Origin of the sequence: Psychrobacter fulvigenes (genome assembly GCF_904846155.1) — a bacterium.
GTDB lineage: Bacteria > Pseudomonadota > Gammaproteobacteria > Pseudomonadales > Moraxellaceae > Psychrobacter > Psychrobacter fulvigenes.
This window is the reverse complement of record NZ_CAJGZP010000001.1, coordinates 3,053,134-3,076,443: the sequence shown is the minus strand read 5'-3', so window position 1 is coordinate 3,076,443 and position 23,310 is coordinate 3,053,134. Positions and strand designations below refer to the sequence as shown.

General features: G+C 43.2%; 19 protein-coding genes and 1 rRNA gene. 14 read left to right on the top strand and 6 right to left on the bottom strand.

Going from position 1 to position 23,310, the window contains the following annotated elements; genetic code table 11:
- The first annotated feature begins 101 nt into the window (after window positions 1-101).
- Window positions 102-216, top strand: a 5S ribosomal RNA gene (gene rrf / locus JMX03_RS12995).
- Between the two features lie 130 nt (window positions 217-346).
- Here the strand turns inward: rrf and JMX03_RS12990 are convergent.
- On the bottom strand, window positions 347-1,294 hold the full coding sequence (locus tag JMX03_RS12990) for an IS256 family transposase, variant Zn-binding type (protein WP_455233749.1): 948 nt from the start codon (window positions 1,292-1,294) through the stop codon (window positions 347-349).
- Window positions 1,295-1,580: 286 nt separating this feature from the next.
- Between JMX03_RS12990 and JMX03_RS12985 the strand changes: the two genes are divergently transcribed.
- From JMX03_RS12985 to JMX03_RS12965, 5 genes are all read left to right on the top strand, one after another.
- Window positions 1,581-2,651: a TRAP transporter substrate-binding protein gene (locus JMX03_RS12985; RefSeq protein WP_201597272.1), complete on the top strand. Its 1,071-nt coding sequence runs from the start codon at window positions 1,581-1,583 to the stop codon at window positions 2,649-2,651.
- A gap of 21 nt (window positions 2,652-2,672) precedes the next feature.
- On the top strand, window positions 2,673-3,200 hold the full coding sequence (locus JMX03_RS12980) for a TRAP transporter small permease (RefSeq protein WP_201597271.1): 528 nt from the start codon (window positions 2,673-2,675) through the stop codon (window positions 3,198-3,200).
- On the top strand, window positions 3,197-4,489 hold the full coding sequence (locus JMX03_RS12975) for a TRAP transporter large permease (RefSeq protein ID WP_201573378.1): 1,293 nt from the start codon (window positions 3,197-3,199) through the stop codon (window positions 4,487-4,489). The genes JMX03_RS12980 and JMX03_RS12975 overlap by 4 nt, the downstream gene beginning before the upstream one ends.
- 420 nt (window positions 4,490-4,909) lie before the next feature.
- Entirely contained in the window at window positions 4,910-5,962 is a 1,053-nt protein-coding gene (locus JMX03_RS12970; protein ID WP_201597270.1) for a 5'-nucleotidase, read from the top strand.
- Between the two features lie 51 nt (window positions 5,963-6,013).
- On the top strand, window positions 6,014-6,619 hold the full coding sequence (locus JMX03_RS12965; protein ID WP_201573389.1) for a rhomboid family intramembrane serine protease: 606 nt from the start codon (window positions 6,014-6,016) through the stop codon (window positions 6,617-6,619).
- 12 nt (window positions 6,620-6,631) lie between these two features.
- On the opposite strand, the gene JMX03_RS12960 is transcribed toward JMX03_RS12965, so the two are convergent.
- The 3 genes from JMX03_RS12960 to JMX03_RS12950 all read right to left on the bottom strand — a co-directional run bounded on the left by JMX03_RS12960 (window position 6,632) and on the right by JMX03_RS12950 (window position 9,481).
- Window positions 6,632-7,174 carry a hypothetical protein gene (locus JMX03_RS12960; RefSeq protein ID WP_201597269.1) on the bottom strand — a complete coding sequence of 181 codons (543 nt, stop codon included), beginning with the start codon at window positions 7,172-7,174 and terminating at the stop codon, window positions 6,632-6,634.
- A 173-nt stretch (window positions 7,175-7,347) separates the two neighbouring features.
- Window positions 7,348-9,216, bottom strand: a complete 1,869-nt coding sequence (locus tag JMX03_RS12955; RefSeq protein ID WP_201573393.1) for a sodium:solute symporter family protein — start codon at window positions 9,214-9,216, stop codon at window positions 7,348-7,350.
- A gap of 4 nt (window positions 9,217-9,220) precedes the next feature.
- Entirely contained in the window at window positions 9,221-9,481 is a 261-nt protein-coding gene (locus JMX03_RS12950; protein WP_201573396.1) for a DUF4212 domain-containing protein, read from the bottom strand.
- 1,113 nt (window positions 9,482-10,594) lie between these two features.
- Between JMX03_RS12950 and JMX03_RS12945 the strand changes: the two genes are divergently transcribed.
- Window positions 10,595-12,091, top strand: a complete 1,497-nt coding sequence (locus JMX03_RS12945) for an alanine/glycine:cation symporter family protein (protein WP_201597268.1) — start codon at window positions 10,595-10,597, stop codon at window positions 12,089-12,091.
- 147 nt (window positions 12,092-12,238) lie between these two features.
- Here JMX03_RS12945 and JMX03_RS12940 read toward each other — a convergent pair whose 3' ends face one another.
- Window positions 12,239-13,876, bottom strand: coding sequence for an electron transfer flavoprotein-ubiquinone oxidoreductase (locus JMX03_RS12940; protein WP_227695936.1), 1,638 nt, complete (start codon window positions 13,874-13,876; stop codon window positions 12,239-12,241).
- Between the two features lie 672 nt (window positions 13,877-14,548).
- Here JMX03_RS12940 and JMX03_RS12935 point away from each other — a divergent pair.
- The 6 genes from JMX03_RS12935 (at window position 14,549) to JMX03_RS12910 (ending at window position 19,464) form a co-directional block, all read left to right on the top strand.
- Window positions 14,549-15,166 carry a DUF1285 domain-containing protein gene (locus tag JMX03_RS12935; RefSeq protein WP_201597264.1) on the top strand — a complete coding sequence of 206 codons (618 nt, stop codon included), beginning with the start codon at window positions 14,549-14,551 and terminating at the stop codon, window positions 15,164-15,166.
- 524 nt (window positions 15,167-15,690) lie between these two features.
- Complete coding sequence (murI, locus tag JMX03_RS12930) at window positions 15,691-16,551, top strand: glutamate racemase (RefSeq protein WP_227695935.1); 861 nt, start codon at window positions 15,691-15,693, stop codon at window positions 16,549-16,551.
- A gap of 50 nt (window positions 16,552-16,601) precedes the next feature.
- Window positions 16,602-17,570 (top strand): DUF4062 domain-containing protein, encoded by a 969-nt coding sequence (locus JMX03_RS12925; protein WP_201597256.1) that lies wholly within the window; start codon window positions 16,602-16,604, stop codon window positions 17,568-17,570.
- Between the two features lie 503 nt (window positions 17,571-18,073).
- A complete protein-coding gene (locus JMX03_RS12920) occupies window positions 18,074-18,376 on the top strand; it encodes a hypothetical protein (protein ID WP_201573404.1) in 303 nt (100 codons plus the stop codon).
- A gap of 51 nt (window positions 18,377-18,427) precedes the next feature.
- Window positions 18,428-18,913, top strand: coding sequence for a winged helix-turn-helix domain-containing protein (locus JMX03_RS12915; protein ID WP_201597045.1), 486 nt, complete (start codon window positions 18,428-18,430; stop codon window positions 18,911-18,913).
- Between the two features lie 44 nt (window positions 18,914-18,957).
- On the top strand, window positions 18,958-19,464 hold the full coding sequence (locus JMX03_RS12910) for an IS630 family transposase (protein WP_192992684.1): 507 nt from the start codon (window positions 18,958-18,960) through the stop codon (window positions 19,462-19,464).
- 139 nt (window positions 19,465-19,603) lie between these two features.
- Here JMX03_RS12910 and JMX03_RS12905 read toward each other — a convergent pair whose 3' ends face one another.
- Window positions 19,604-21,064 (bottom strand): lytic murein transglycosylase, encoded by a 1,461-nt coding sequence (locus JMX03_RS12905; protein WP_201597255.1) that lies wholly within the window; start codon window positions 21,062-21,064, stop codon window positions 19,604-19,606.
- 295 nt (window positions 21,065-21,359) lie between these two features.
- Here JMX03_RS12905 and JMX03_RS12900 point away from each other — a divergent pair, with 295 nt between their 5' ends.
- Complete coding sequence (locus JMX03_RS12900; RefSeq protein WP_201597254.1) at window positions 21,360-23,294, top strand: site-specific DNA-methyltransferase; 1,935 nt, start codon at window positions 21,360-21,362, stop codon at window positions 23,292-23,294.
- The last annotated feature ends 16 nt before the right edge of the window (window positions 23,295-23,310 follow it).

Sequence of the window (23,310 nt, the reverse complement as noted above, 5' to 3'; positions counted from 1 at the left end):
TTTGTATACAAGTCTAATTATTTCGATATCACCTATTGCTTGATTCAGTCAAGTAGTGTGATAAGTCACATAAAACAACAGACTCATATCTAACCCCCTTTGCTGACGACAATAGCATGATGGAACCACCTGATCCCTTCTCGAACTCAGAAGTGAAACATCATAGCGCCGATGGTAGTGTGGCTCCGGCCATGTGAGAGTAGGTCATCGTCAGCTCTCTATTCCTAAAAAGCCCCCTCAATATTGTTGAGGGGGCTTTTTTTATGGGCGAGATTATAATTTAAGGTGTAATGGACAAAATTCATGCTAAAAAGTAGAAGGTAGTCGCTAATGGACATAATTCATGCTATTTGCGTGACTTTGAGAGTAAAAAGTCTTTAATAAACCGTAACTTACGGTGCTCATTTAAGCCATGATGACTGTGTAATTGCCGCTTGAGCTTACTAAATAAACCTTCAAGCGTATTGGTTGTATTTGGTATATCTAAGTGCTCATATTCTTGATAAGTAAACAACCAATCACTGTTGGTTCGCAGGCTACGATAAGCACTTCTAAGACGCTTATGCGTGTACCAAGTTCTACCCGTATCCTCATTGGTACTACGTTCACTGAGATAGGCTTCGTAAGTCAGGTACCAGTGATCTAAGCACTTTATGAACGCGGCTTTATCAAGCTGTGTTAGGGTCAAAGTAAGCTGCCTAAGCTCAATGCTAGCGATATTCTTAGGGCGACGAGTCAGGTAGCGAGTCACTATTTGTATCTGATGAAACTGGCACATCTGACAAGGAGTACTGGTAAATAGCGTTCTAAGTCCTCGTCTACCATCACAGGTGATGCTTTGTATATCAATGCCTAGCACCTTTAAGTAATCAATCCCTTGCTTATAGGCACTATTGGTTTCATGACTGACTATAGCGTAATGGAGAACCATTCTAGTAGCGTTGTCCATAAATACCATGAGACCAAACCCACGGCCAAAATAGGTCGTGTCCATGATGATATTAGCACGCTTAGGTCGTTTGATTTGGTACTCAATACTCACTTTGTCTAAGCGTCTTTGAATGGTTTTAAGACTACAGTGGTACTTGTCAGCCAGTTGTTTATACGTCTGTTTCCCTTGCGTATATTCAGTCCAAAGCATTTGGTTATTGAGTCTTGTGCCCCCTAAAAACTGCCGTTTGCAAGATAGGCATTGGTACTGTTGTTTGCCTAGTTTGCGTCCATTCTTTTTAGTGTGTTTATCACTACAAAAAGGGCAGTTTTTTGATTCATAGCGTTGATTCCTTGCAAATATAGACAGTATATAGCGTTAGACCCTACACCAGCATGAATAATGTCCATTACACCTAATTTAATATGATTATTTTGATAAATTTAACATGATAGTCGATAGATTACTAAAGTCATGTATAATTCATTTATAAAATGATTTGACTTCTATCCGTTATAGTTGATATTTTTACTTGATGATTTTTTAGTTTACAACTGATACCTATTTCTGTCATAGTTAGGTAAATTGTTGTAAATAATTAACAAAGTGAATGACCACTTTTATTATTACTTATCAAAAGGAATTGATAATGAGATTTGCCCCTCTCTTTTCTATTGGCGCTCTAGCCGCAGTTAGCTTACTGGGATGTTCTAATCAGTCTGATACCAGTAGCGATGATACCGCCACCACTACCTCAGCTGCCTCACAAGAAACGACTACTCTACGCTTTTCACACTTTTGGCCTGCAACGTCTAACATCAGCAAAGAAATTTTTGAGCCTTGGGCGAAAAAGATAGAGGATGAATCTGGTGGTCGTCTAAAAGTTGAGCTATATCCATCAGCTGGTCTTGCTAAAGCTGATGTCACGTATGAAGCTACTGCTAAAGGTACTATCGATATCGGATCTCAAGTTCAGGGCTATACAGCTGGTCGTTTTCCTTTGACTCAAATTACAGAGCTTCCAGGCTTATCCAATTCAGCTGTTCAAATGGGTTGTATATTACAAACTTTATACGAAGACGGTACTATTGCTAGCGAATATGAGGACACACATCTACTATTTATGTATGGTGTTGGGCCCGGCGCATTGCATACTACTGACAAGCTAATACGCACTCCTGCTGATATGAAAGGTATGCGTATCCGTCGTCCGTCAGCAGTAGCAGGTGATATTATTGAAAAAATGGGTGCATCTCCTGTTGGTCTACCTGCCAACGATATGTATACCTCGTTACAGCGTGGCGTCGTTGATGGTTTGAGTTTCCCATGGGAAGCAGTAACTACATTTAAAATCAACGAGCTCACTAAGTACCATACAAATCTGCCGCTCTATACGTCTGCTGTTATGGTTACTATGAATAAGAACACTTATGATGGACTATCAGATGACCTAAAAAAAGTCATTGATGATAATTCAGGTATGGCAATGGCCAATCAGACTGGAGAAATGTTTGATAAGCATGATGATATAGCTATACAAGCTGCTAGAGATAATGGCGATGAGATGATTGACATCCCAGATCCATTAAACGATCCTGATTGGAAAGGCCCGTTATTGGAAGGGACACAAAAGTATCTTGATGATATCAATGCTCTAGGTTTAGATGCTGATGGTGTCTACGAAAAAGCCAAGGCTGCTAGTGCTGCTTGTGCAATCTAATTAATCAGAGGCAATGTCAACATGGCATACTTGGTCAAACTCAGCACCCTCATCTCCAGGCTGTGCCAATTTATCGGTGACATCAGCCTAGTGATCATCGTCCTCGTCACCATCCTTGACGTCGGCGCCCGCTACATCTTCAAACTCACCGGCGGAGAAATGGGCTTCACCGTCAAAGGCAGCGTCGAGATCGTCTCCTACTTCATGCTCTTCGCCCTACTGGCCGCCTTTGCCGCCTTTGTTGAACGCTCACAAATCATCGTCGACGTCTTCACCCAAAAAATGTCCAAAGCCATCAAAGGCTACATGATGGGCGTCTTCATGATGGGCTTCTTCCTTATCGGACTCGTCTTCACCTGGGGACTATATGAAAGCGCCCTAGACGCCATAGAATTTGGCAAAGTCACCCAAGACCTTAGAATCTCCATGATGCCCATCTACGTGCTCAGCGCAGTACTCAGCCTACTACTGGCCATCCGCTCATTGATCGAATCCATCAACATCTTTAAAACAGGCGAATTCTTTGACGCCGAGGAGGCAGGCGCATGAGCCCAGAAATTATCGGAGCCATCGGCTTAATCGTCATGATCATACTGGTCGTCGTCAGAGTACCCGTCGCCCTAGCCATGCTCGGCGTTGGCCTCGTCGGCTTTGGCGCCGTCACCTCCCCAGACGGGGCCCTACAAATGCTCAAAGACCTCCCAGTCGACGTCTTAGCAAAGTATGACTTCAGCGCCATCCCACTATTCATCTTAATGGGCGTCTTTGCCACCCACTCAGGCATGGCAGGCAAACTCTTTGAATCCACCCGCACCATCTTTGGTGGCGTCAGAGGCAGCCTAGGTATTGCAGGCATTGGCTCCTCAGGCATCTTTGCCTCCATCTCAGGCTCCTCCCTTGCCACCGCCTCAACCATGACCCGTGTCGCCTTACCGCAAATGGAGAAATACGGCTACCAACCCGGCTTTGCCTGTGGCATCTTAGCCGCTGGTGGCACCCTTGGCATCATGATTCCGCCCAGTATCGCCTTACTGGTCTACGCCATCCTAACCGAACAATCAGTCGGTGACATGTTCATCGCCGGCTTCCTACCAGGCATCCTTGGCATGGTCATGTACTCATTGACCGTCATGATCATGGTACGCTGGAAACCGCATCTCGCCCCGCGCGGCGAGAAGACACCTTGGAAAGACAAACTGCTGTCCCTAACCGGACTCATCCCCTTTGGCTTTATCTTCGTCGTCATCATTGCCGGTATCTTCTTTGGTCTGTTTACCCCAACCGAAGGCGCAGCAGTCGGCGCCTTTGCCTCATGGGCTTATGCCGCCGCCAAAGGCATGCGCCTAAAAGGACTGAAGCAGTCACTGATTGAAACCTTAGCACTGTCTGCCGTGGTGTTCTTTATGCTACTGGGTGCAGAAGCCCTAGGGTATTTCATCTCAGTCTCGCGTCTGTCTTATTCGTTAGCCACCTGGATTGGTGGTCTTGCCGTCAGTCCGATGATTGTTCTGCTTGCTATCTTGCTGATGTACTTCTTGCTCGGTCTGTTTATGGATGCCTTGGCGATGCTGGTGATCACCATTCCGGTGGTGTTCCCCATCATCCTAGCATTGGGCTTTGATCCGATCTGGTTTGGTATCATTGCGGTACTTACGGTAGAGCTTGGACTGATTACGCCGCCGATGGGGATGAATATCTTTGTGATTAAGGCGGTGGCACCGCATATCAAGCTGTCAGATATGTTTAAGGGGGTGGCGCCCTTTATTGTCTCTGACTTTGTTAGGCTTGCTATTCTGTTGGCTTTCCCAGTGATTTCGTTGGGACTACTTGGGGCGTAGGGGTGATCGCTGGTGTTATTTAATGAGAGCCATGTTGTGATGACATGGCTTTTTTTGTGCAAGCTTAAAAAGCCAATTAAGCGATTGATTGCTTGGTCAGCGAACTAAAATAAGAGTTATCCAATCTCATAAGGCATTCTTTTGACAAGAGTCTATCTTGCTACTTTTTCTCATTACGTTATTATAATTACGCTCCTTATCATAAAGGATAGTGAGTGTAGTAAAATAACTCACAAAAAACTCCATATATAGTGAATTTTAAATAAAAAAGTACAGCCATTACGGAGTCCTACGGGTATAAATTTTCCTTATTTACTGGGCGACTTCGCCACTGTTCGATGCTGCACAAAATTCATCCCAGTAGCACTGTATTTTTTTAAGATAGATTGATTATATACAAATCTATAAGTAGAGATAGTCATGGCAGTCGATTTTAGCAATACCTTAATAGTCGCAATTTCTGCAACCGCGCTATTTGATTTATCAGAATCTGAGAATTATTTATTACAGCTGTTGCAGCAGCGCCCTGATAGCGCTATCAAAGAGTTTCGTGATTATATGGCAGAGCGCGAGGATGATCCCTTAGCCATCGGTGCCGGCTATCCTTTGATTCAGGCACTGCTAAACCTCAATAAATATTGTAATGAATGCCCAGATAAAGAGCTAGACATAGAAGCGCCATTGGTTGAAGTGGTTATTGTTTCCAAAAGTAGTCCTGATACTGGTATTCAGGTGCTAAATGCTATTCGTGAGTATAAGCTGAATATTTCCCGTTCCGCTTTTATCTCGGGTAGTCTTGTAGCGCCTTATATAGCTGATTTTGAAGTTGATTTGTTTTTGACGACCAATCGCGAAGATGCACAGCAAGTCGCAGATGCCAATATTTGTGCCTGTGCAATACTTGATGCTACCCCTGTCAATACCTATGAGCTTGACACTGAGCAGCTGCGTATTGCTTTTGATGGTGATGCAGTATTGTTCGATGATTCAGGAGAGCTTTTATATAAGCAAGAGGGCTTAGATGCTTTCCATGCGCGTGAAGCACAGATGCATGATCTGCCAATTGAGAAAGGACCTTATGCTGAGTTGCTCATTAAACTATCGAACTTACAGGAGCGTTTGCCAGCAAGATTGCAGCACAGTCCGATACAGATTGCTTTGGTTACTGCGCGTAATGCACCTGCTGATCTGCGTGCGATTAAAACCCTAAGAGAGTGGGGTGTGGATGTGGATATGGCGTTTTTCTTGGGAGGTCTGGAAAAAACAGCAGTACTCAAAACATTTGCCCCACATATCTTTTTTGATGACTCGATCAAACATATCGATGCCGCGCGTAGTTTTGTACCCACTGCGTTAGTGCCTTATCACTCTAACTCCTTATTGCATGATAATCGTTATCTAACCGTTGACGAAGAAGTTTCTACTCTCTCTTTTACACCCATACAACAGCCTGTTTTTTCTATAAACCATTAATATAAGACTGAATAGAATGAGCATGAGAATAATCAGAGGAAAAAACAAGGTATGAAATGGCGACAGTTATTAGCACTGATGATGGTTAGGATCAAGCAAGTTATTGGCTTATATGCTTTTGTGCTAATACCGATGTGGGCAATGTATTTCATTAATAAAGTAGCACTGTTTGGTCTCTGGAATATATTTGGTATTGTGCCACGTGCTTTTGATGTGGGCAGTTTGATCGGAGTGTTTGCTTCATGGACGATGCATGGTAATTTTGCGCATCTGCTGGGTAATACATTGACGTTATTGCAAATTCTCTTTTTATTTGGACTTTTCGAAAGTAATGCCTATCGTACGGTTTTGAAACTTATAGTTGCATCAGGTGCAGTAACTTGGCTACTTGGATCGCCATTATCTATTCATATAGGCGCGTCAGGGCTTTGTTTTGCTATGCTTGGTTATATGATAGGTGGGGCAGTATTCGCTCGACGCTGGGGTTATCTGCTTGCGTGTATTGTGATGGGTGCAGGATATTGGCTCACCATTAAACAGGGTCTAACGCCGCAGCCAGGAATCTCATTTGCGGCGCACTTTGGTGGTCTATGCGCCGGCTTACTATTAGGGGCAAACTCCAAACACCAATATACGGACCGTGTTCAGCGTTATTAATCGACGATAAAGTTAGGTTTTATTACAGATATTGATAAATAATGGATCATCTGTTTCTAATGGTCGCCACATAGTCGTTTGTTTTACATGTTCGTCGATTGTCAGCTTACTGTCTTTCGCTGGTATCACATAATCTGCGCGTGCAGGTGCAGCGCAATCTATGACTTGTGGAATCTGTTGCACACTTCTACGTCTTTCAAATAAGTATAAATTCACAAGATATATATTTGGGTCATTTATTTGTGCAGTTGCGTTGCCAGTATCTGCAGCTATAAAACGTAATATTTGCGGTTTAACATACGACCAAGGACGGAACCATTCCGTGCTTTCGGCTGTTTTTACAACGGTCACTCCGTCAGGTAGCTGATTGACCTGCTGATCATACCAGTTATATTCTTGATGTATCTGAAAACCAAAAATACCGATAGCAGCGAACAACGGTATCAGCCATTTTGGTGCACGTTTTCCTGCCAGTTTACTGAGATGAGTTATGACAAGTGCTAACCCAGCCATGCCAAATGCAGCAGCTATGGTCGCGATAAACTCATAAAGCATAAAATTTTCCTTAATACGAAAAGCGCATTTAATATAACAAACACCAGTAGTAAAAATCTTTTTTAATGATGTTTTTTAACGATAATAGGATAAAAAAATCACTCACAAGCAGCTGCTGCCTGTGAGTGATAGTTAGTCTAGTAAATATAAGTCACTTACAAATCACTTAGTGTCTAGTGGTCGACTGCCCCGCCAGCACCGCGTGGAGAACGTACGCTTTCAACCAACTCTTGGATATGTGCCGGTGGTGGCGCAGTCGCATAAGAAACTGCGAATGCTACGATAAAGTTGATTAAGGCACCGACCGCGCCAAATGATAGTGGCGAGATACCAAATAACCAGTACTCTTCTGTATCAGGGAAGTTAGCGGTACCACTGATGAAGAACCAACCTTTGAACACAAAGATATAGACTAAGATAGTAATCAAGCCCGTTAACATACCAGCGATAGCGCCAAGGTTGTTAATACGCTTAGAGAAAATCCCCATCATTAGCGCTGGGAACAATGACGCACCAGCAATACCAAAGGCTAAGGCTACCACCTGTGCAGCAAACCCTGGAGGATTAATACCCAGCCATGTGGCCACCACAATCGCAACACTCATGGTGATACGTGCTACTAGTAGCTCGCCTTTATCCGTGATGTTAGGGTTAAGGTTACGTTTGATCAAGTCATGACTAATGGCAGATGAGATAGCAAGCAATAGTCCTGCTGCTGTCGATAATGCTGCTGCCAAACCACCAGCGGCGATAAGACCGATAACCCAAGGTGGAAGTTGGGCGATTTCTGGGTTGGCCAGTACTAAGATATCAGCGTTCACATCAAGCTCATTACCTGCCCAACCAGCCTCTGCAAAGCGGCCATCAAGCTCTAGATCATGTGCTGCCTGTGCTTTTGCAACTGCAGCTTGTGCTGCTGTAACATCGCCGCCTTCAGCTTCGGCTGTTGCCAAAGCTATCGTAGCTGCACCAAGCCCGCTATCAAAGTATCTTTGAATACGGCCATCATTATTTAAGTCGTTATATTTAATAAGACCCGTATCTTCCCATGTTTTCATCCAATCAGGACGCTGCTCATATGAAAGAGCTGGTTGATCAATGCCTTGTGGGAAAATAGTATCATTCAAGTTTAGACGCGCCATAGCACCAACTGCAGGAGCAGTGAAGTATAGCAATGAGATAAAGACTAATGTCCAACCTGCTGTCCAACGGGCATCAGCGACTTTAGGTACGGTGAAGAAGCGAATGATGACGTGTGGTAGACCTGCTGTACCAATCATAAGTGATAAAGTAAACAGTACCATGTTTAGCTTGTTGGGTACGTCAGCCGTATAAGCGGTAAAGCCTAAATCAGTTACTATCTGATCAAGCTTGGTTAATAAAGGAATACCTGATTCAGTATGGGTTGAGAACAAGCCCAAACCTGGAATCGGATTACCAGTTAGCTCAAGTGAGATAAAGACCGCTGGGATAGTATAAGCAATCATAAGAACCACATACTGCGCAACCTGCGTGTAGGTAATCCCTTTCATACCACCAAGTACCGCGTAGAAGAATACGACGACAGCAGCAATAATCAGACCAGTAGTGTTTTCAACTTCTAAGAAACGTGAGAAAGCAACACCAGCACCTGTCATCTGACCGATAACGTAAGTGGTAGAAGCGATAATCAAACAAACTACTGCGATCATAGCAGCGGTCTTAGAATAAAAGCGATCACCGATAAAATCAGGTACTGTAAACTTACCGAACTTACGTAGATAAGGCGCTAGGAGCATGGCTAATAGAACATAACCGCCCGTCCAACCCATCAAGTAAGTGGATGCGCCATAACCACCAGCGGCAATGATACCTGCCATTGAAATGAATGACGCAGCACTCATCCAATCTGCTGCTGTTGCCATACCGTTGACTACTGGGTGGACACCGCCACCTGCAACATAGAACTCACTGGTCGTTCCAGCACGAGCCCAAATCGCAATACCGAAGTAAAGAGCGAAGGATAGACCCACAAAAATAATGTTAATCGTAAATTGACTCATGGGGCTATTCCTCGTCTACGCCATATTGTTTATCTAATTTATTCATACGCCATGCGTAGAAGAAAATTAAAACGATAAATACCCCAATGGATCCTTGCTGAGCGAACCAAAAGCCTAAGTCGGTACCACCAATTTTGATACCTGCTAATAAAGGGCGTAATAAGATTCCAAAGCCATAAGAACATAGTGCCCAAATAACTAAGCTACCTAAGATAAGACGCACGTTGGCGCGCCAATAACCGGATGGATCGTTGTGGTTCTCCATAGGACAACTCCTTTTGCCTGACAAAAAATACAAGATCACTGACTGTATCCTAACAAGTCATTGTGGTTTAGCGCATACCGCATGAAGCAGTATCGTTTATATCGTAATCATAAAGCCATACGGCATAGACAACTAAAACAGAATGATCAACTAGCATCAATGATCAAAGTTACTAAAATGAGTGCAGATTACATGACTCTATAGATATGATAGACGCTTGGGTCTCATATCTATAAGAGTTAGCAATAAAACACTCAGTACTGCTAACAAATAAAATATAGAATAGAGTGTAAAATAATATGGATAAATATATAATCCACGACCATTAATAACTTATACTCGATTTGTATATACCAAATTAGCGTTTTATTTTTATATTATTTAATCGCTAAAACGGTGGGCTAGGTGTTATATGTCATATTACATATTAACTATAGTGTCACTAATGTGATGATAATTCTAGGGAAGGTTGGTAGGGTATAACATTCCGCTGTTCTTTATCTCTCTTGTCTTCCTGACTAGATACTTTATTCAAAATTCAATGGTATTAATTAAAGGTTAAGAATATGAAAGTTGGTTATTATTGTATAAAGTGCTGCCTGTAAATGGTTATGATTTCCGTTTTTATACTTTGTTAGGAGACTCAACACTTATAAACTAATTAGGAATATATACAATTTTTATAAAATTAACAATAAATAATTTTAAATTACTTTGTGTAACAAAACATTATTTAGTAGAAGTCTTACAAGGTTTAGAGCGCTTGAAACGATAATACTGACTCTAATGCTATCATTATACGATAAATATATCATTAATCTCTATGGTTATTTTAAAGTTTATACTTCGCATAAGCTATTTTTATTTCTAGTAAAGATTTGATAGAGACAGTAAGGGTTGATGGCTATCGTTATCTCAGTTGTATAACTGACAAATATTAGCGTACGATACAAGAATGCTAAGAGTAAATGCTAAGAATATCTGGCATAAAAAATGGCTACTGTATAAAACTGAAATACAATAAGTAGGCAGTGCTAAAACAATGTGTAATTGAAGCTTATGATTTGAGTGCAAATCTCAGTAAGATATAAATCAGCAATCGAAGGTGATGATATGGATGAGGGCATAGCAGGTTGGTTTAACAACATCGTAAATTATGGTGTTAGTATCATTTGGGGTAATAATGACTGGTTGATTGCGAGTAATCCTTGGTACGGACTATTGATGTTCTTACTGATTGGTGCTGGTATTTATTTTACCGTGGTTACGCGTTTTATTCAGTTTCGCCACTTTGGTCACATGTGGAAATTATTACGTGTTTCTAATCAAGGCCGTAAAGATGGTGGGATTAGCTCATTTGAAGCGTTAATGACATCGCTTGCCGCGCGTGTGGGTACGGGTAACTTGGCTGGGGTCGCGATTGCGATTTACCTCGGTGGGCCAGGTGCTGTGTTTTGGATGTGGATGACAGCGATTGTCGGTATGTCGACCAGCTTTATTGAGTCAACGTTGGCTCAGGCATATAAAGTGCCACACAAAGATAACGTCTACCGTGGTGGTCCCGCTTATTATATAGAAAAAGGTTTAGGTAAACGCTGGCTGGCGATATTTTTCTCATTGTGTCTGTTGGTGGCATTCGGTTTAGCGTTCAACGGCGTGCAGTCAAATACGATTGCACAGGCAACCAATGAAGCTTTTGGTATACCAACATGGATGACAGGTGCCGTACTGGTTGCATTGGTGGCACCAGTAGTATTCGGCGGTTTGCGTTCGGTTGCACGTATCGCGGGTAAAATCGTACCAGTCATGGCTATCTTATATATTTTATTAGCCCTATTTATCATCATCACTAACTTTACTGAATTTCCTGCAGCGATTGCCTTGATTGTGAAGTCAGCATTTGGCTTTGAGCAAGCGGCAGGTGGTGTCATTGGTTATGGTATTGCTCAGGCAATGATTAATGGTATCAAGCGTGGTTTATTTTCGAACGAAGCAGGTATGGGTTCTGCGCCTAATGCGGCAGCAACGGCAAAAAGTCATCCCGACCATCCAGCGGTGCAAGGGTTTATGCAGATGCTGGGCGTGTTTATGGATACGTTGGTTATCTGTACAGCAACCGCTGCCATCATTATTTTATCTGGCGTCGTCGATCCCAATGTCGAGCAAGAGGGTATTCAGCTAACTCAGCTAGCATTGTCACAATATGTCGGTGATTTGGGCGTGGTCTTCGTGGCGATTGCGATTTTCTTTTTCTCATTCACATCTATTATTGCCAACTATAGCTATGGTGAGTCGAATCTCGAATTTATCTCTGGTGCCAAAAACGCCAAAGTGATGATTATGATATTCCGCTTTATGGTGCTAGGTATGGTATTTATCGGAGCAATCGCTAGTCTGCCTACCATATGGAACTTTGCAGATTTATCTATGGGTCTCATGGCATTGGTTAACTTGGTGGCTATTTTACTATTGTCTCCAGTTGCACTTAGAATATTACGTGACTATGAGCGCCAAGTAAAAGAAGGCAAAACAGGTGAGCAGATTAAGTTTGATCCTAATGACTTTGTGAAGCTAAAAGATGAAGCCAACCGTGATGCTTGGACAGACTAGGGTTGTTAGTTTTATATATTATTTGACTGGTCAACAGACCCTAATAGAATGAACAGTCGTTGGTATCATTAAAAAATAAAAAACCCCGTTCGATATTTGAACGGGGTTTTTTATTAGACTTAGTTCAATGCTTACATATTTTGGCGCCTACATGTTTGGATAGTTAGGACCACCGCCACCTTCTGGCGAGACCCAAGTAATGTTTTGCGATGGGTCTTTGATGTCGCAAGTTTTACAATGTACGCAGTTTTGCGCATTGATGACAAACTTGGCCCCTTCAGCATCTTTGACTATTTCGTAAACGCCAGCTGGGCAGTATAAACGCGCAGGCTCAGCATATAACGGTAAGTTGATTGAAACAGGGACTGTCGCGTCTGTCAGCTTTAGATGCGAGGGTTGATCTTCGGCATGGTTGGTATTGGAGATAAATACCGAGGACAGCTTATCAAATACCAGCTTACCGTCAGGCTTAGGATAGACAGGCTGATAAGCATGGGCTGCACGCTCTAGCTGATCATAATCGGGTTGATTATCACGAATGGTCAGTGGCATTTTGCCTTTGAGCAGGTTTTGCTCTAGGAAGGTAAAGGCGCCACCCATCCATTGTCCCATACGATGCATTGCTGGAGAGAAATTACGTGCTTCGTAGTTATCCTGATAGAGCCATGACTCTTTAAACATAGTGCTATATGCAATAACGTCATCATGCTGACGATCTGCTTGCAGCGCTTCAAAGATAGCTTCGGCTGCGAGCATGCCTGACTTCATTGAGGTATGTGTGCCTTTGATTTTTGCAGGGTTCAAAAAGCCAGCGTCGTCGCCGACTAAGACGCCACCTGGAAAGGTGAACTTAGGCAGTGAATTAAGCCCGCCTTTCGTCAACGCACGTGCTCCGTAAGAGATACGCTTGCCGCCTTCTAGGACATCGCGAATGACTGGGTGCAGTTTTAGACGCTGCATTTCATCAAACGGTGACATGTAAGGATTTGAGTAGGATAGGTCGATGACCATACCAAAGCTGACTTGGTTGTTTTCATCAAAATATAACCACCAGCCACCAGAAGAACCCGTATCAGTCAGTGGCCAACCTGAGCCATGCATGACCACGCCTTCTTCATGCTTGGCTGGATCAACTTCCCATAGCTCTTTTAGGCCAATGCCATAATGCTGTGGATCACTGTCTTTATCGAGATTGAAACGGCTGATTAAGCGCTTACCGAGATGACCACGGCAGCCTTCAGCAAAGACGGTGTACTTTGCCAGTAATTCATAACCTGGCTCAAAACTAGGTTTGGCCTCGCCATCCGCAGCAACGCCCATATCACCCGTTAAGATACCTTTCACTGAACCGTCATCGTTATAGAGGATGTCAGAAGCAGGGAAGCCTGGGAACATCATGACCTCTAGCTCTTCGGCTTGCTCAGCGAGCCAACGTACGACATTTCCAAGTGAGACGATATAGTTGCCTTTATTATGCATACTGGCTGGAACGATGGAGTCGGGGAGCTTGGTCGACTTGGTCGCAGAGCCAAGCATATAGACACGGTCCTCAGTCGCTGGCACATTGAGAGGTGCGCCTTTGGCTTTCCAGTCTGGTATCAGCTCATCTAACGCACGTGGCTCGATGACAGCGCCAGAAAGCGTGTGTGCACCAAATTCAGAGCCTTTTTCGACCACACAGACCATAAACTCATCGTTGCCAGCTTCAATAGCTAACTGACGTAAACGGATAGCAGTAGATAGCCCCGCAGGTCCACCACCGACGATGATGACGTCAAACTCCATCGACTCACGCTCGATTTCAGGCTCTACTGGAGCAGGCTCAGGTGCTTGCTCAACAGCGACTTCCTCAACAGGCGCTTCTTCGATGGCAACCTCTTGCGTCGGCTCTGGCTTAGATGTATCTACAGCTACTGGTGCATCAGTGTTGACGCTATCAGCATCAACAACTGGCGTTTGCTTATCTTGCTCTTGCATACCTACTCCTGAACTTTAGTGGCTTATCTATGGGTGCAGTACAGCTCGCAATTAAATAATCAAGCTTGCGACACTAAAGCACCTCAGACATATATGGCTGCCCGATAAAAACTGTCTTTGCGGCATCAATTGACAACATTATCATTGAGATCACATCAATGACTCACATCAAAAGAACAATATAAATGACGGTTATAAAGTCATTCTAATAAAAAATCGTTACTCATTATAAAAGAAAAGCCCTACAAACACGATACGCATTTCTAGATATCAGTGTTAAGGTAAGGGTAATATGATGAGTATGCAAAGTCTATATTGCTTTATCATACCCGAAACTTAAATTAATAGTAATGCTGTCATCACCAAACTTTGAATAATATTAGGAAATAAGGTAATGAAAAACAGTACTAATAATGATGTAACGATATCAATGACGCTCGTAAGAGCAATGAGCAAGCATCAGAAGATAGCGCTAAGGCCATGCCAGACTTGAGTAGCCTAGATACTCTAAGCCAGTACTTAAAGCATAGTGCTAGTGAGCGTCAGGGGCGCGCTATACCGCCTTTAGATAAATGGCATCCAGAGCAAATTGATGATATGGATCTGGTCATCAAAGCAAATGGTGAATGGTGGCATGAAGGTGGACACATGACTAGGCAGTCATTGGTCAGCCTGTTTGCAACTATTTTATGGAAAGAAGAAAATGAGGGTGTGATTGAGTACTTCTTAAAAACACCTGTCCAAAAGCTCCGTATCCAAGTTGAAGACGTGCCGTTGCTCATTAATGATGTCGGTATCGTCACTGAGGATAGAGTAAGCTGGCTAGAATTTACAACAACAACGGGTGATGTCGTACGCTTAGACGAGCTGCATCCGATTGAGCTGCGTCCTTATCAGACTAATGACTCTACTCAAGTCGGAGAAGATAATATACAAATCCGTCCCTATATGTTGGTGCGTAATGATTTAGAAGCGCTTCTTGGGCGCAATACCTTTTATCATTTGACTGAAATTGGTGAATTAACAGAGCAAAACGGTAATACTGTCTTAACGCTGCAGAGTGGTGGACGGTCTTATCAGCTTTCTATGCCTAAATAAGCATGAATAACGAGATTTAATTAATCAGACTTAAGCAGTCAGCGTCGCTCGAATTAAAAAGCCTGATTTCAGACAAAACACTTACCAATGTTAATATTGGCATAGTCAATTAAAAATAAAACTGTTATAGATTTAGACGCGCTACTGGTATAAGTTTTACTTGCGTGCTGCGTTCCCAGAGGCTGCGCAACTGTATTTTAAAAGAAAGCATCCCAGTAGCGCTATGTCATTTTGACTATACCTTAACGAGAAGTTTTTACCTTACATCGTCTAATGAATAGCCTTTGTCAGTATCATGGTTGAATGACAAAACAGGCCACTATATGATATTGATATAAATTCATTGATGCTATTTTTTGTTTCTCCCTTAATTTTACTTCTTAACGGGCACGGCAATATATTGTGAATATAAATAACCAATACCTGATGCAATGTTTGGCAAATAAAACATACATTGATGGTAGTCATAGTTTATGAGCATCACTATTAAGCCAGCCACTTGCCAGTTAAGTGCTGATGATAAAATGACTGGTGCTCCGCTGAGAGTCGGTAGTAAGGATAGCCGTGCGCCGATTGGGCTGTTTGACTCTGGTGTGGGTGGGTTGTCGGTTTATATACACTTGGCAGAACAGTTGCCTGCCGAGCGTTATATTTATTATGCTGACACCTTGCATGTGCCGTATGGCAACCGTGACAGTAAAGATATTGAGGCGTTGACGCTAACAGCAGTAGAGTGGCTCTATCAGCAAGGTTGTAAGCTCATCGTTATCGCTTGTAATAGCGCCTCTGCGCACGCATTACAGACAGCGCGCCGTTGTTATCCGCAGCTGCCGATCGTCGGTTTAGTACCAGCATTGAAGCCTGCGGTACTGGCTAGTACAAGCGGGCATGTCGCTGTATTGGCAACCAAAGCTACTTTGGATGGCGCACTATTAAACCAAGTCATCAGTGAGGTGGCTGCACCTAAAGGCACAAGAGTGATTAAGTATTTTGATCCGGAGCTGGTGCCGTGGGTAGAAGCTGGCATGCCAGAGACTTCTGAAACGGCGCAGCGTTTGCGTCAGCAGCTGCAAGCGTTTGCATCCGCTGATGTGGACTACTTAATATTGGGCTGTACGCATTATCCATTTTTTAAAGGCTTTTTGTTCGATGAAATAGAGGCACAGCAGCTAGCCCTACAGGTCGTTGACTCTGGGCAAGCAATTGCGACGCGTGTAAAGTCGTTATTGGCAGAGCAACGGCTGTTAGCGACAACTGAGTCAGTCAGCCATACTGAGCATAAGGGTCATCCTTTGGTGTTCTATGCTAGTGAAAACAACGATCGATTAAAAAATGTGGTACAACGATTGGTAGGTCCGCAAACTCAAGTTAAATATATTATTTGATCAAGATACTCTAATCAACCAGCCTTAATATAGCTATTATAGAGGTTATTGTGCCAAATCATCGCTATCACATTCACGTCATATGCGTCGCTCATGATCAGCCAATGGTCTTAGATGGTTTGGCGGTTTTTTTCCAAAATATTGCTTTTTTAACTTATGATATCGCCACCAGCTCGACCCAAGCTTCTGTGTATAGCCGACAATGTATTGATGACTGTGACTGCACCATAGTCGTCATCGGAGACAGCTACGGCTCGGCGGAAAAAAACAGTGTCAGCCAACTACACTTAAGTTACTTGAGTGCTAGAACCAAAATTAAGCCTATGTTGGTATTGATTAAAAGCTTAGGAAAAAGTAAAAAGGCAAGTCGGCAATTGCGAGATTTTACGCGCTTGGTTGAGCAGCAAGTATACGATGTCTATTATTATGATGATAAAACTGATATTCCAAAGCTTCTCATTGATGTGCATACAAAGATGGTTAAAAAGCATAATTTATTCGCAAGTTGGACGCGTATGCAAAAAAGTAGCAATGCTGATAAAGCTCAGAAACTGTCAGGTTTGTCCTCTGAAAAAAACACGGCTGCCAATAATATTGATCAACCATTTAAATTATCAGAGCTTGTTGAAATAAGGTACAGTGCACAAGCTTATGAAGATGGTAACCTCAGTGATATAAAAATGACCATAAAACTGAGCTGGCAGCAAATCCTGCAAGCCATCGCATTGATTTCTGCGACTTTTTCTAGCTATAGTCTACAAGTTTGTATCAATCGTTTGATCGCCAGTCATGCTGAAAAGGATATCAAACAGCAAATGCCCAATGTCCATGCCGTTTCTCGCTACCAAGTTTTTCATAGTGACTTGAATCATCTACAACAGTTCTTGGTCACTGCGAACTGTATTCAGTTAACCGCCTCGAGTTTAAAAACATCACAAGAGCTATGGAGACTGACTTTTTATGCCAAAAAGCTGCTTGAGAGTAGTCAGATAGAGAACGTTCCCGTATTGAGTAAATAGTACAGTCTGCCCACAATAAAACCGCTACGGCGTCAACCTCGCTTAGCATACACATGTATAGCTTGTGCTTGGTTTCCTTGTATCACTATTATTGTGGATTGACTATAGTAAAGTCACTCCTAAACAAACTTGACACGTTTGTTGTCGCGTACTGCTATTATAAATTTTACTTGCTTGCTGTTACTATGCCGACAGAGGCTGCGCAAAACTAACCCCAATAGCACTACACAGTATCGTTTTAAAGTGTCTTAACCATATCTTAGGTGTGCTCTAAAAATTTAATATTCAATGCTAGAGCGGTATCAAGCATTGCGCTACGTTTTGTAATACAAAGCATACGTGTCTGTAGTTGTTAATCTGTTGTAGACTAGAGATAATTGGTATTAAGCAATATAAAGTCATACAGATAAGACATACTATAAATAACTTATTTTTAAGATATGTGCTTAAAAGCAAACTATAAATTTAGACATGAAAGACTTTGCATAATTAAGGAGCGCGCAATGACTACCCCTAATAAGTTTGACGAATTAAATAAAGAGATTGATACTTTGACAGAACAGATGCGTGAGGCTGATCAATTTCATACGCTAGAAGAGCAAATAGCAGATATGAAGCGCCGTGGTATCGACCCTAGTAAGGCCTATCAAGATTGGGACAAAAGAGAAGAAGAGGAAGATTGGGGCGATGAAACATGGAAAAAACATGGTAAGTGGGAACCAAAAACGCCAGAAGATCTCGACGACAAAGCCCGTGAAAACTGGGATGGTGACAGTGGCAAACCCAAACCACCACCTATCGTTTAATTCCTATAGTCTAACTAATACCAAACCCAAAATATATAGTATCATCCACTTATGACTATACCAATACATAACCTAGAAGACCATGACTTTGGCAAACACTCAAAGACTGAGAGTAACCCCAGAGCCCGCCTACGCCTGCTCATCTTATACCAATATAGTATAGGCAAAGCCACCAACGATATTGCCAAAGACCTCTGCATACATCCTGAAACTGCCAGATGGACATTGAAGCGATATTATGAACGAGGACTTGAAAGTCTCTACGATCGTCATCGTCGAGGTCGTCGCAGCAAATTGGCAGAAGCAGACACAGCCGCTTTTAAAGCCATGATAGTCTCTGAACAAGAAAAGCGCGCTGGCGGTCGTCTAACCGGCAAAGACATTCAGCAATTGGCTAAAGAACACTACAACGCTCACTACACCGTTAACGGTATCTACGAGCTACTCAAGCGTATTGATATGAGTTGGATAAGTGCTCGTAGTCAGCATCCAAAAGCCGACCCACAAGCTCAAGACGCTTTTAAAAAAACTTTATAGCACAGGTTAAGGCGTCACTGCCTACTGATGTGAGCCTAGATCAAGTGGACATCTGGTTTCAAGATGAAACTCGAATAGGACAACAAGGCTCATTGACCAGAGTTTGGCATTACCGCGGTGGGCGACCTCGACTGATCAAGCAGCAACAGTTTCATTCCGCTTATCTGTTTGGTGCCTTTTGTCCAGCGACAAAGAAGGCTGTCGGCTTAGTACTGCCTTTCGTTAATAAACACACCATGTTATTGCATATGCAAGAGATTAGTAAAGCCGTTCCAAAAGGACGTCATGCGGTGGTGGTGATGGACGGCGCATTATGGCATCAACCAAGCTTGAATCAGGCTAATGTCACTATGCTTAAACTACCGCCTTATTCACCTGAGCTTAATCCCTCTGAGAGGGTATGGCAGTACCTTAAGCAAAATGAGCTATCTAATCGTTGTTATGACAGTTATGAGGCTATTGTCGATGCCGCATGCTTGGCTTGGAATAATTTGCTTAAACAGCCACAAAGAATTCGGTCGTTAACTGCTCGTGCTTGGGCGCAACTTTAATTGTTGGGTTTGGTATAATGTATTTTTTGGGTGAAATCTCACTCACTCTGTTATCAAAATAAAAAGCCACACTCATATGAGCGTGGCTTTTTCGATTTATCATTACTTGGACTATCTGATCAATTCAAGCAACGTCATGTTATGAACCATCATCAACTCGTACGAGACGAGTGACCCCGTCATTACCCACGACACGGCGATAGCGAACATTGCCTGACTGCGGCGCGGAGGTTGGCGCTGAGTAAGTGGGAGTGCTAGGCGTTGTTGATTGTTGTTGAATCAGCTGTCCCATGCTATCCCCAGATGCGGGCATTAATGGTTGACGGTTTATTGGTTGGCCATATTGGCCGCTATTGGGAGCAGTAGTACCAATAATGGCACGGTAAAAATTCTGTCCTGCACGGCCATCAGCTGGGAAGATGCCGCGGCTAGTCTGATATTGCTGAATAGCGGTACGGGTATTGTCACCAATGATGCCATCGACACCGCCAATATCATAACCCGCGTCTAATAGCGCTTGCTGAATATCTTTGGCTTGTTGGCGGCTGATACCTGGATCGCTGGTTGGCCATGCGGTAACAAAGTCCGTTTTGCTGCTGTCCTCGCGTGTGATTAAGTCTGATAGGTGAGCGATGGCCAATGCGTAGTTTTCTGAAGCATTGTAAGAATAGAAGGTATCGAAGTTTTTACCGACTAAAAATGCAGGACCGTCAATACCTGCAGGTAATAGCAATCCTGCGCTACCAAGGTCATAAGGTAACGAGCTGCCATTGGCCAGCGTTAACCCTTGATTACGCCAGTGGCTCATCGACTTTTTGTTTTTGCGGCTAGAGGCTGCCCAATAGCCGTCAGGAAGCTTGACTTCATAACCCCACGGCTCACCTGAGCGATAGCCGCGCTTGGCTAAGAAGTTGGCGGTAGATGCCAGCGCATCTGGCACACTATTGACCAAGTCGCGACGACCATCACCATCGAAGTCTACTGCTAGCTCTAAAAAGGTGCTCGGCATAAACTGTGTCTGGCCAAACGCCCCTGCCCAAGAGCCAGTCATGTCACTTGGTGCAATATCACCACGTTGGACGATTTTGAGCGCATTGGCAAACTCACCTTGGAAGTAGCTTTGGCGACGATCGAAACATGATAATGTCGCTAAGGATTCAAACAATGGCTTTTTGCCCAATGTCTGACCAAAGTTTGACTCTACGCCCCACACGCCGAGTACATGCTCAGGCTTCACACCATAGCGAGATTCGATTTGGCGTAATGTGTCACCCCATTGACGCTTGGCACGGATTCCGTCTTCGACGCGTTCTTTATCTACCAGTACCGATAAATAATCCCAGACGTCTTTTTGAAACTCAGGCTGATAGTTTAACGACTGAATGACGCTAGGGTCAGGCTGGGCTGGACGATGGTTGTTAAAGGTGAAACTATCTACACCGCGAAACTTGCTAGAGTTTTTTAGTCTATCAAGACATTGCTGAAACTCAGCATTGGATAAGTTTGGCGCAGGTGGACGAGCAGCTTGCGCCGTGCTGGCAAGACTAAAGCCGATAGCAGCTGTAAGTAAAGAGAGAGTGGAGAGCTGAGTCAAACGCATGAAAATATCCTATAAACGTCAAAATGGCCATTAATAAAGTGGAGCAAAGCGTATACCAATGATAATGGCTAAGAGTAACCAATCTACATAGTAAAGAAAAGGTATCGAAGTACGCTGTTACTATAAATTGACGGTGGCGTGAGGTTAGGAGAGGGTTTGGGTGAAAAGGAAAGCGTCATTTACTGTCGTTTGATCGGTTAATAAAGTCGCATTATTTGGCAAGGCATTGCTATACTGTTCAAATTCTAACGATTCTATAATTCAATAATATTGTCCTTCAACGAACATTGTAGCCATGACTATGAGTAATCCGATACATCCTACCAGCCAGACCCCGCAACAAATGACCCTTGCCAAGCTCAAGCAGTTAATGCCAGAGGCGTTCAGTGAGGATCAGCTCGATATCCATAAACTCACCGCGCTGCTGTCCGAGCAAGATATTGCACCCGCGCAAGAGGCGTATGGGCTAAGCTGGGCGGGCAAGCATCAGGTCTATCGGGAGCTAAAAACGCCAACCAGTCAGACGCTAGTGCCCGCACCTGATGAGTCGGTCGATTTTGATACGTCGCAAAATTTATTTATTGAAGGCGATAATCTGGCGGTGCTGAAGATATTACAAAAGAGCTATCACAGCCGCATTAAGATGATATATATCGACCCGCCATACAATACGGGCAATGACCGCTTTGTCTATGCCGACGATTTTAGTGAGAGCATTGCGGACTATAAGGCGCGGGCAGGGCAAACCGATGCGGACGGTAATCTGACGCATTCGGATGGGATGCAATCAAATCGAAAAGAAAACGGTCAGTATCATAGCAATTGGCTGAATATGATGTATCCAAGGTTGGCGCTGGCAAAAAGCTTACTGCGTGATGATGGGGTAATATTCGTTTCAATAGATGATAATGAAGTGGCAAATTTGCGCTTGCTGATGGATGAGATATTTGGGGAAGAAAATTTTATTGCTAATTTTATTTGGGAAAAAAGAACGAATAGAGAAAATAGAAAGGTAGTTTCAAATAGGCATGATTATATACTCTGTTATAGGAGATCCGATATGATAGTGGATAAAGCTTTAAAACAGCTGCCTATGACAGAAAAAGCTTTATCAAGTTATAAGAATCCTGATAACGATCCTAGAGGATTATGGAAATCTGATCCTGCTACAGCACAAGCTGGTCATGGAACTAAAAGTCAGTTCTATGAATTAACAGCACCTAATGGGAAAGTGCACAAGCTACAGAGTGGTCGTTGTTGGTTATATACAAAGTCGGAAATGAATCTAGCGATTGATGATAATAGAATTTGGTTTGGAAAAAGTGGCGATGGTGTTCCAAGAGTAAAAACCTATTTGAATGCTAAAGAACGAGGTTTGACGCCAGAAAGCATCCTATTTGCAGAAATGAATGGAACAAATGAATCCTCCAAAAACAACTTAAAAAGTTTATTTGAAGGGGTTGCTGTTTTCGATACTCCAAAACCAGTAGAGCTTCTAAAAACTCTTATACAAATGACTGATGAAAAAGAAGGAATCTATTTAGATTTCTTTGCGGGTACTTCAGCATTAGCGCAGTCAGTGTTAGAACTAAATTCTGATGATAATTTGAATCGAAAATTTATCATGGTACAAATTCCTGAAGCCACAGAAGCAGATAGCGAGGCTTATAAAGCAGGATTCAGCAATATCGCCGAGATCTCCAAAGAGCGTATCCGCCGTGCCGCTGCTCATATTATCGCCGAACTGCCTGAATCCGTCGATAGCAAGGCGCTTGATTTTGGTTTTAAGGCGTACAAACTTGCTGACAGTAACTTTATACCGTGGCAGCAGCCTGCCAGTTACGATGCCGATAGTCTGATGGCGCAGCTTGAGAAACACCTTGACCCTATCAGCGATAATGCCACCACTGACGGTATCATCACCGAGCTGATGCTCAAAGAAGGCTATACTTTGACCGCCACTAGCATAGAAGCTGACGGCTATCATCTGGTCACCCAAAACGATGCGTTACCTTATAGTAATGATGATGCTGACAGTTCAGATAGCGCGGGCACATCAATGAGCCTAGTGATAGTTCTAAACGATATGACCACTGATAAAGCCACGCAAATTATCGCAAGCGCGCCGAATAAAACGTTGATTATGGATCGCGCCTTTAGCGACGACGCTAACAAGGCGAATATTGTGTTGCAGTTTGAGGATGCAGGGCTTGTGGTTGGGTGTGTTTAGAATAATGAGGGTATGG

Bases quoted from the DNA above. Each gene is read 5' to 3' on its own strand.
- JMX03_RS12985 (WP_201597272.1), top strand. From the start codon at position 1,581: ATGAGATTTGCCCCTCTCTTTTCTATTGGCGCTCTAGCCGCAGTTAGC.
- JMX03_RS12980 (WP_201597271.1), top strand. From the start codon at position 2,673: ATGGCATACTTGGTCAAACTCAGCACCCTCATCTCCAGGCTGTGCCAA.
- JMX03_RS12975 (WP_201573378.1), top strand. From the start codon at position 3,197: ATGAGCCCAGAAATTATCGGAGCCATCGGCTTAATCGTCATGATCATA.
- JMX03_RS12970 (WP_201597270.1), top strand. From the start codon at position 4,910: ATGGCAGTCGATTTTAGCAATACCTTAATAGTCGCAATTTCTGCAACC.
- JMX03_RS12965 (WP_201573389.1), top strand. From the start codon at position 6,014: ATGAAATGGCGACAGTTATTAGCACTGATGATGGTTAGGATCAAGCAA.
- JMX03_RS12960 (WP_201597269.1), bottom strand. From the start codon at position 7,174: ATGCTTTATGAGTTTATCGCGACCATAGCTGCTGCATTTGGCATGGCT.
- JMX03_RS12955 (WP_201573393.1), bottom strand. From the start codon at position 9,216: ATGAGTCAATTTACGATTAACATTATTTTTGTGGGTCTATCCTTCGCT.
- JMX03_RS12950 (WP_201573396.1), bottom strand. From the start codon at position 9,481: ATGGAGAACCACAACGATCCATCCGGTTATTGGCGCGCCAACGTGCGT.
- JMX03_RS12945 (WP_201597268.1), top strand. From the start codon at position 10,595: ATGGATGAGGGCATAGCAGGTTGGTTTAACAACATCGTAAATTATGGT.
- JMX03_RS12940 (WP_227695936.1), bottom strand. From the start codon at position 13,876: ATGGAGTTTGACGTCATCATCGTCGGTGGTGGACCTGCGGGGCTATCT.
- JMX03_RS12935 (WP_201597264.1), top strand. From the start codon at position 14,549: ATGCCAGACTTGAGTAGCCTAGATACTCTAAGCCAGTACTTAAAGCAT.
- murI (WP_227695935.1), top strand. From the start codon at position 15,691: ATGACTGGTGCTCCGCTGAGAGTCGGTAGTAAGGATAGCCGTGCGCCG.
- JMX03_RS12920 (WP_201573404.1), top strand. From the start codon at position 18,074: ATGACTACCCCTAATAAGTTTGACGAATTAAATAAAGAGATTGATACT.
- JMX03_RS12915 (WP_201597045.1), top strand. From the start codon at position 18,428: ATGACTATACCAATACATAACCTAGAAGACCATGACTTTGGCAAACAC.
- JMX03_RS12905 (WP_201597255.1), bottom strand. From the start codon at position 21,064: ATGCGTTTGACTCAGCTCTCCACTCTCTCTTTACTTACAGCTGCTATC.
- JMX03_RS12900 (WP_201597254.1), top strand. From the start codon at position 21,360: ATGACTATGAGTAATCCGATACATCCTACCAGCCAGACCCCGCAACAA.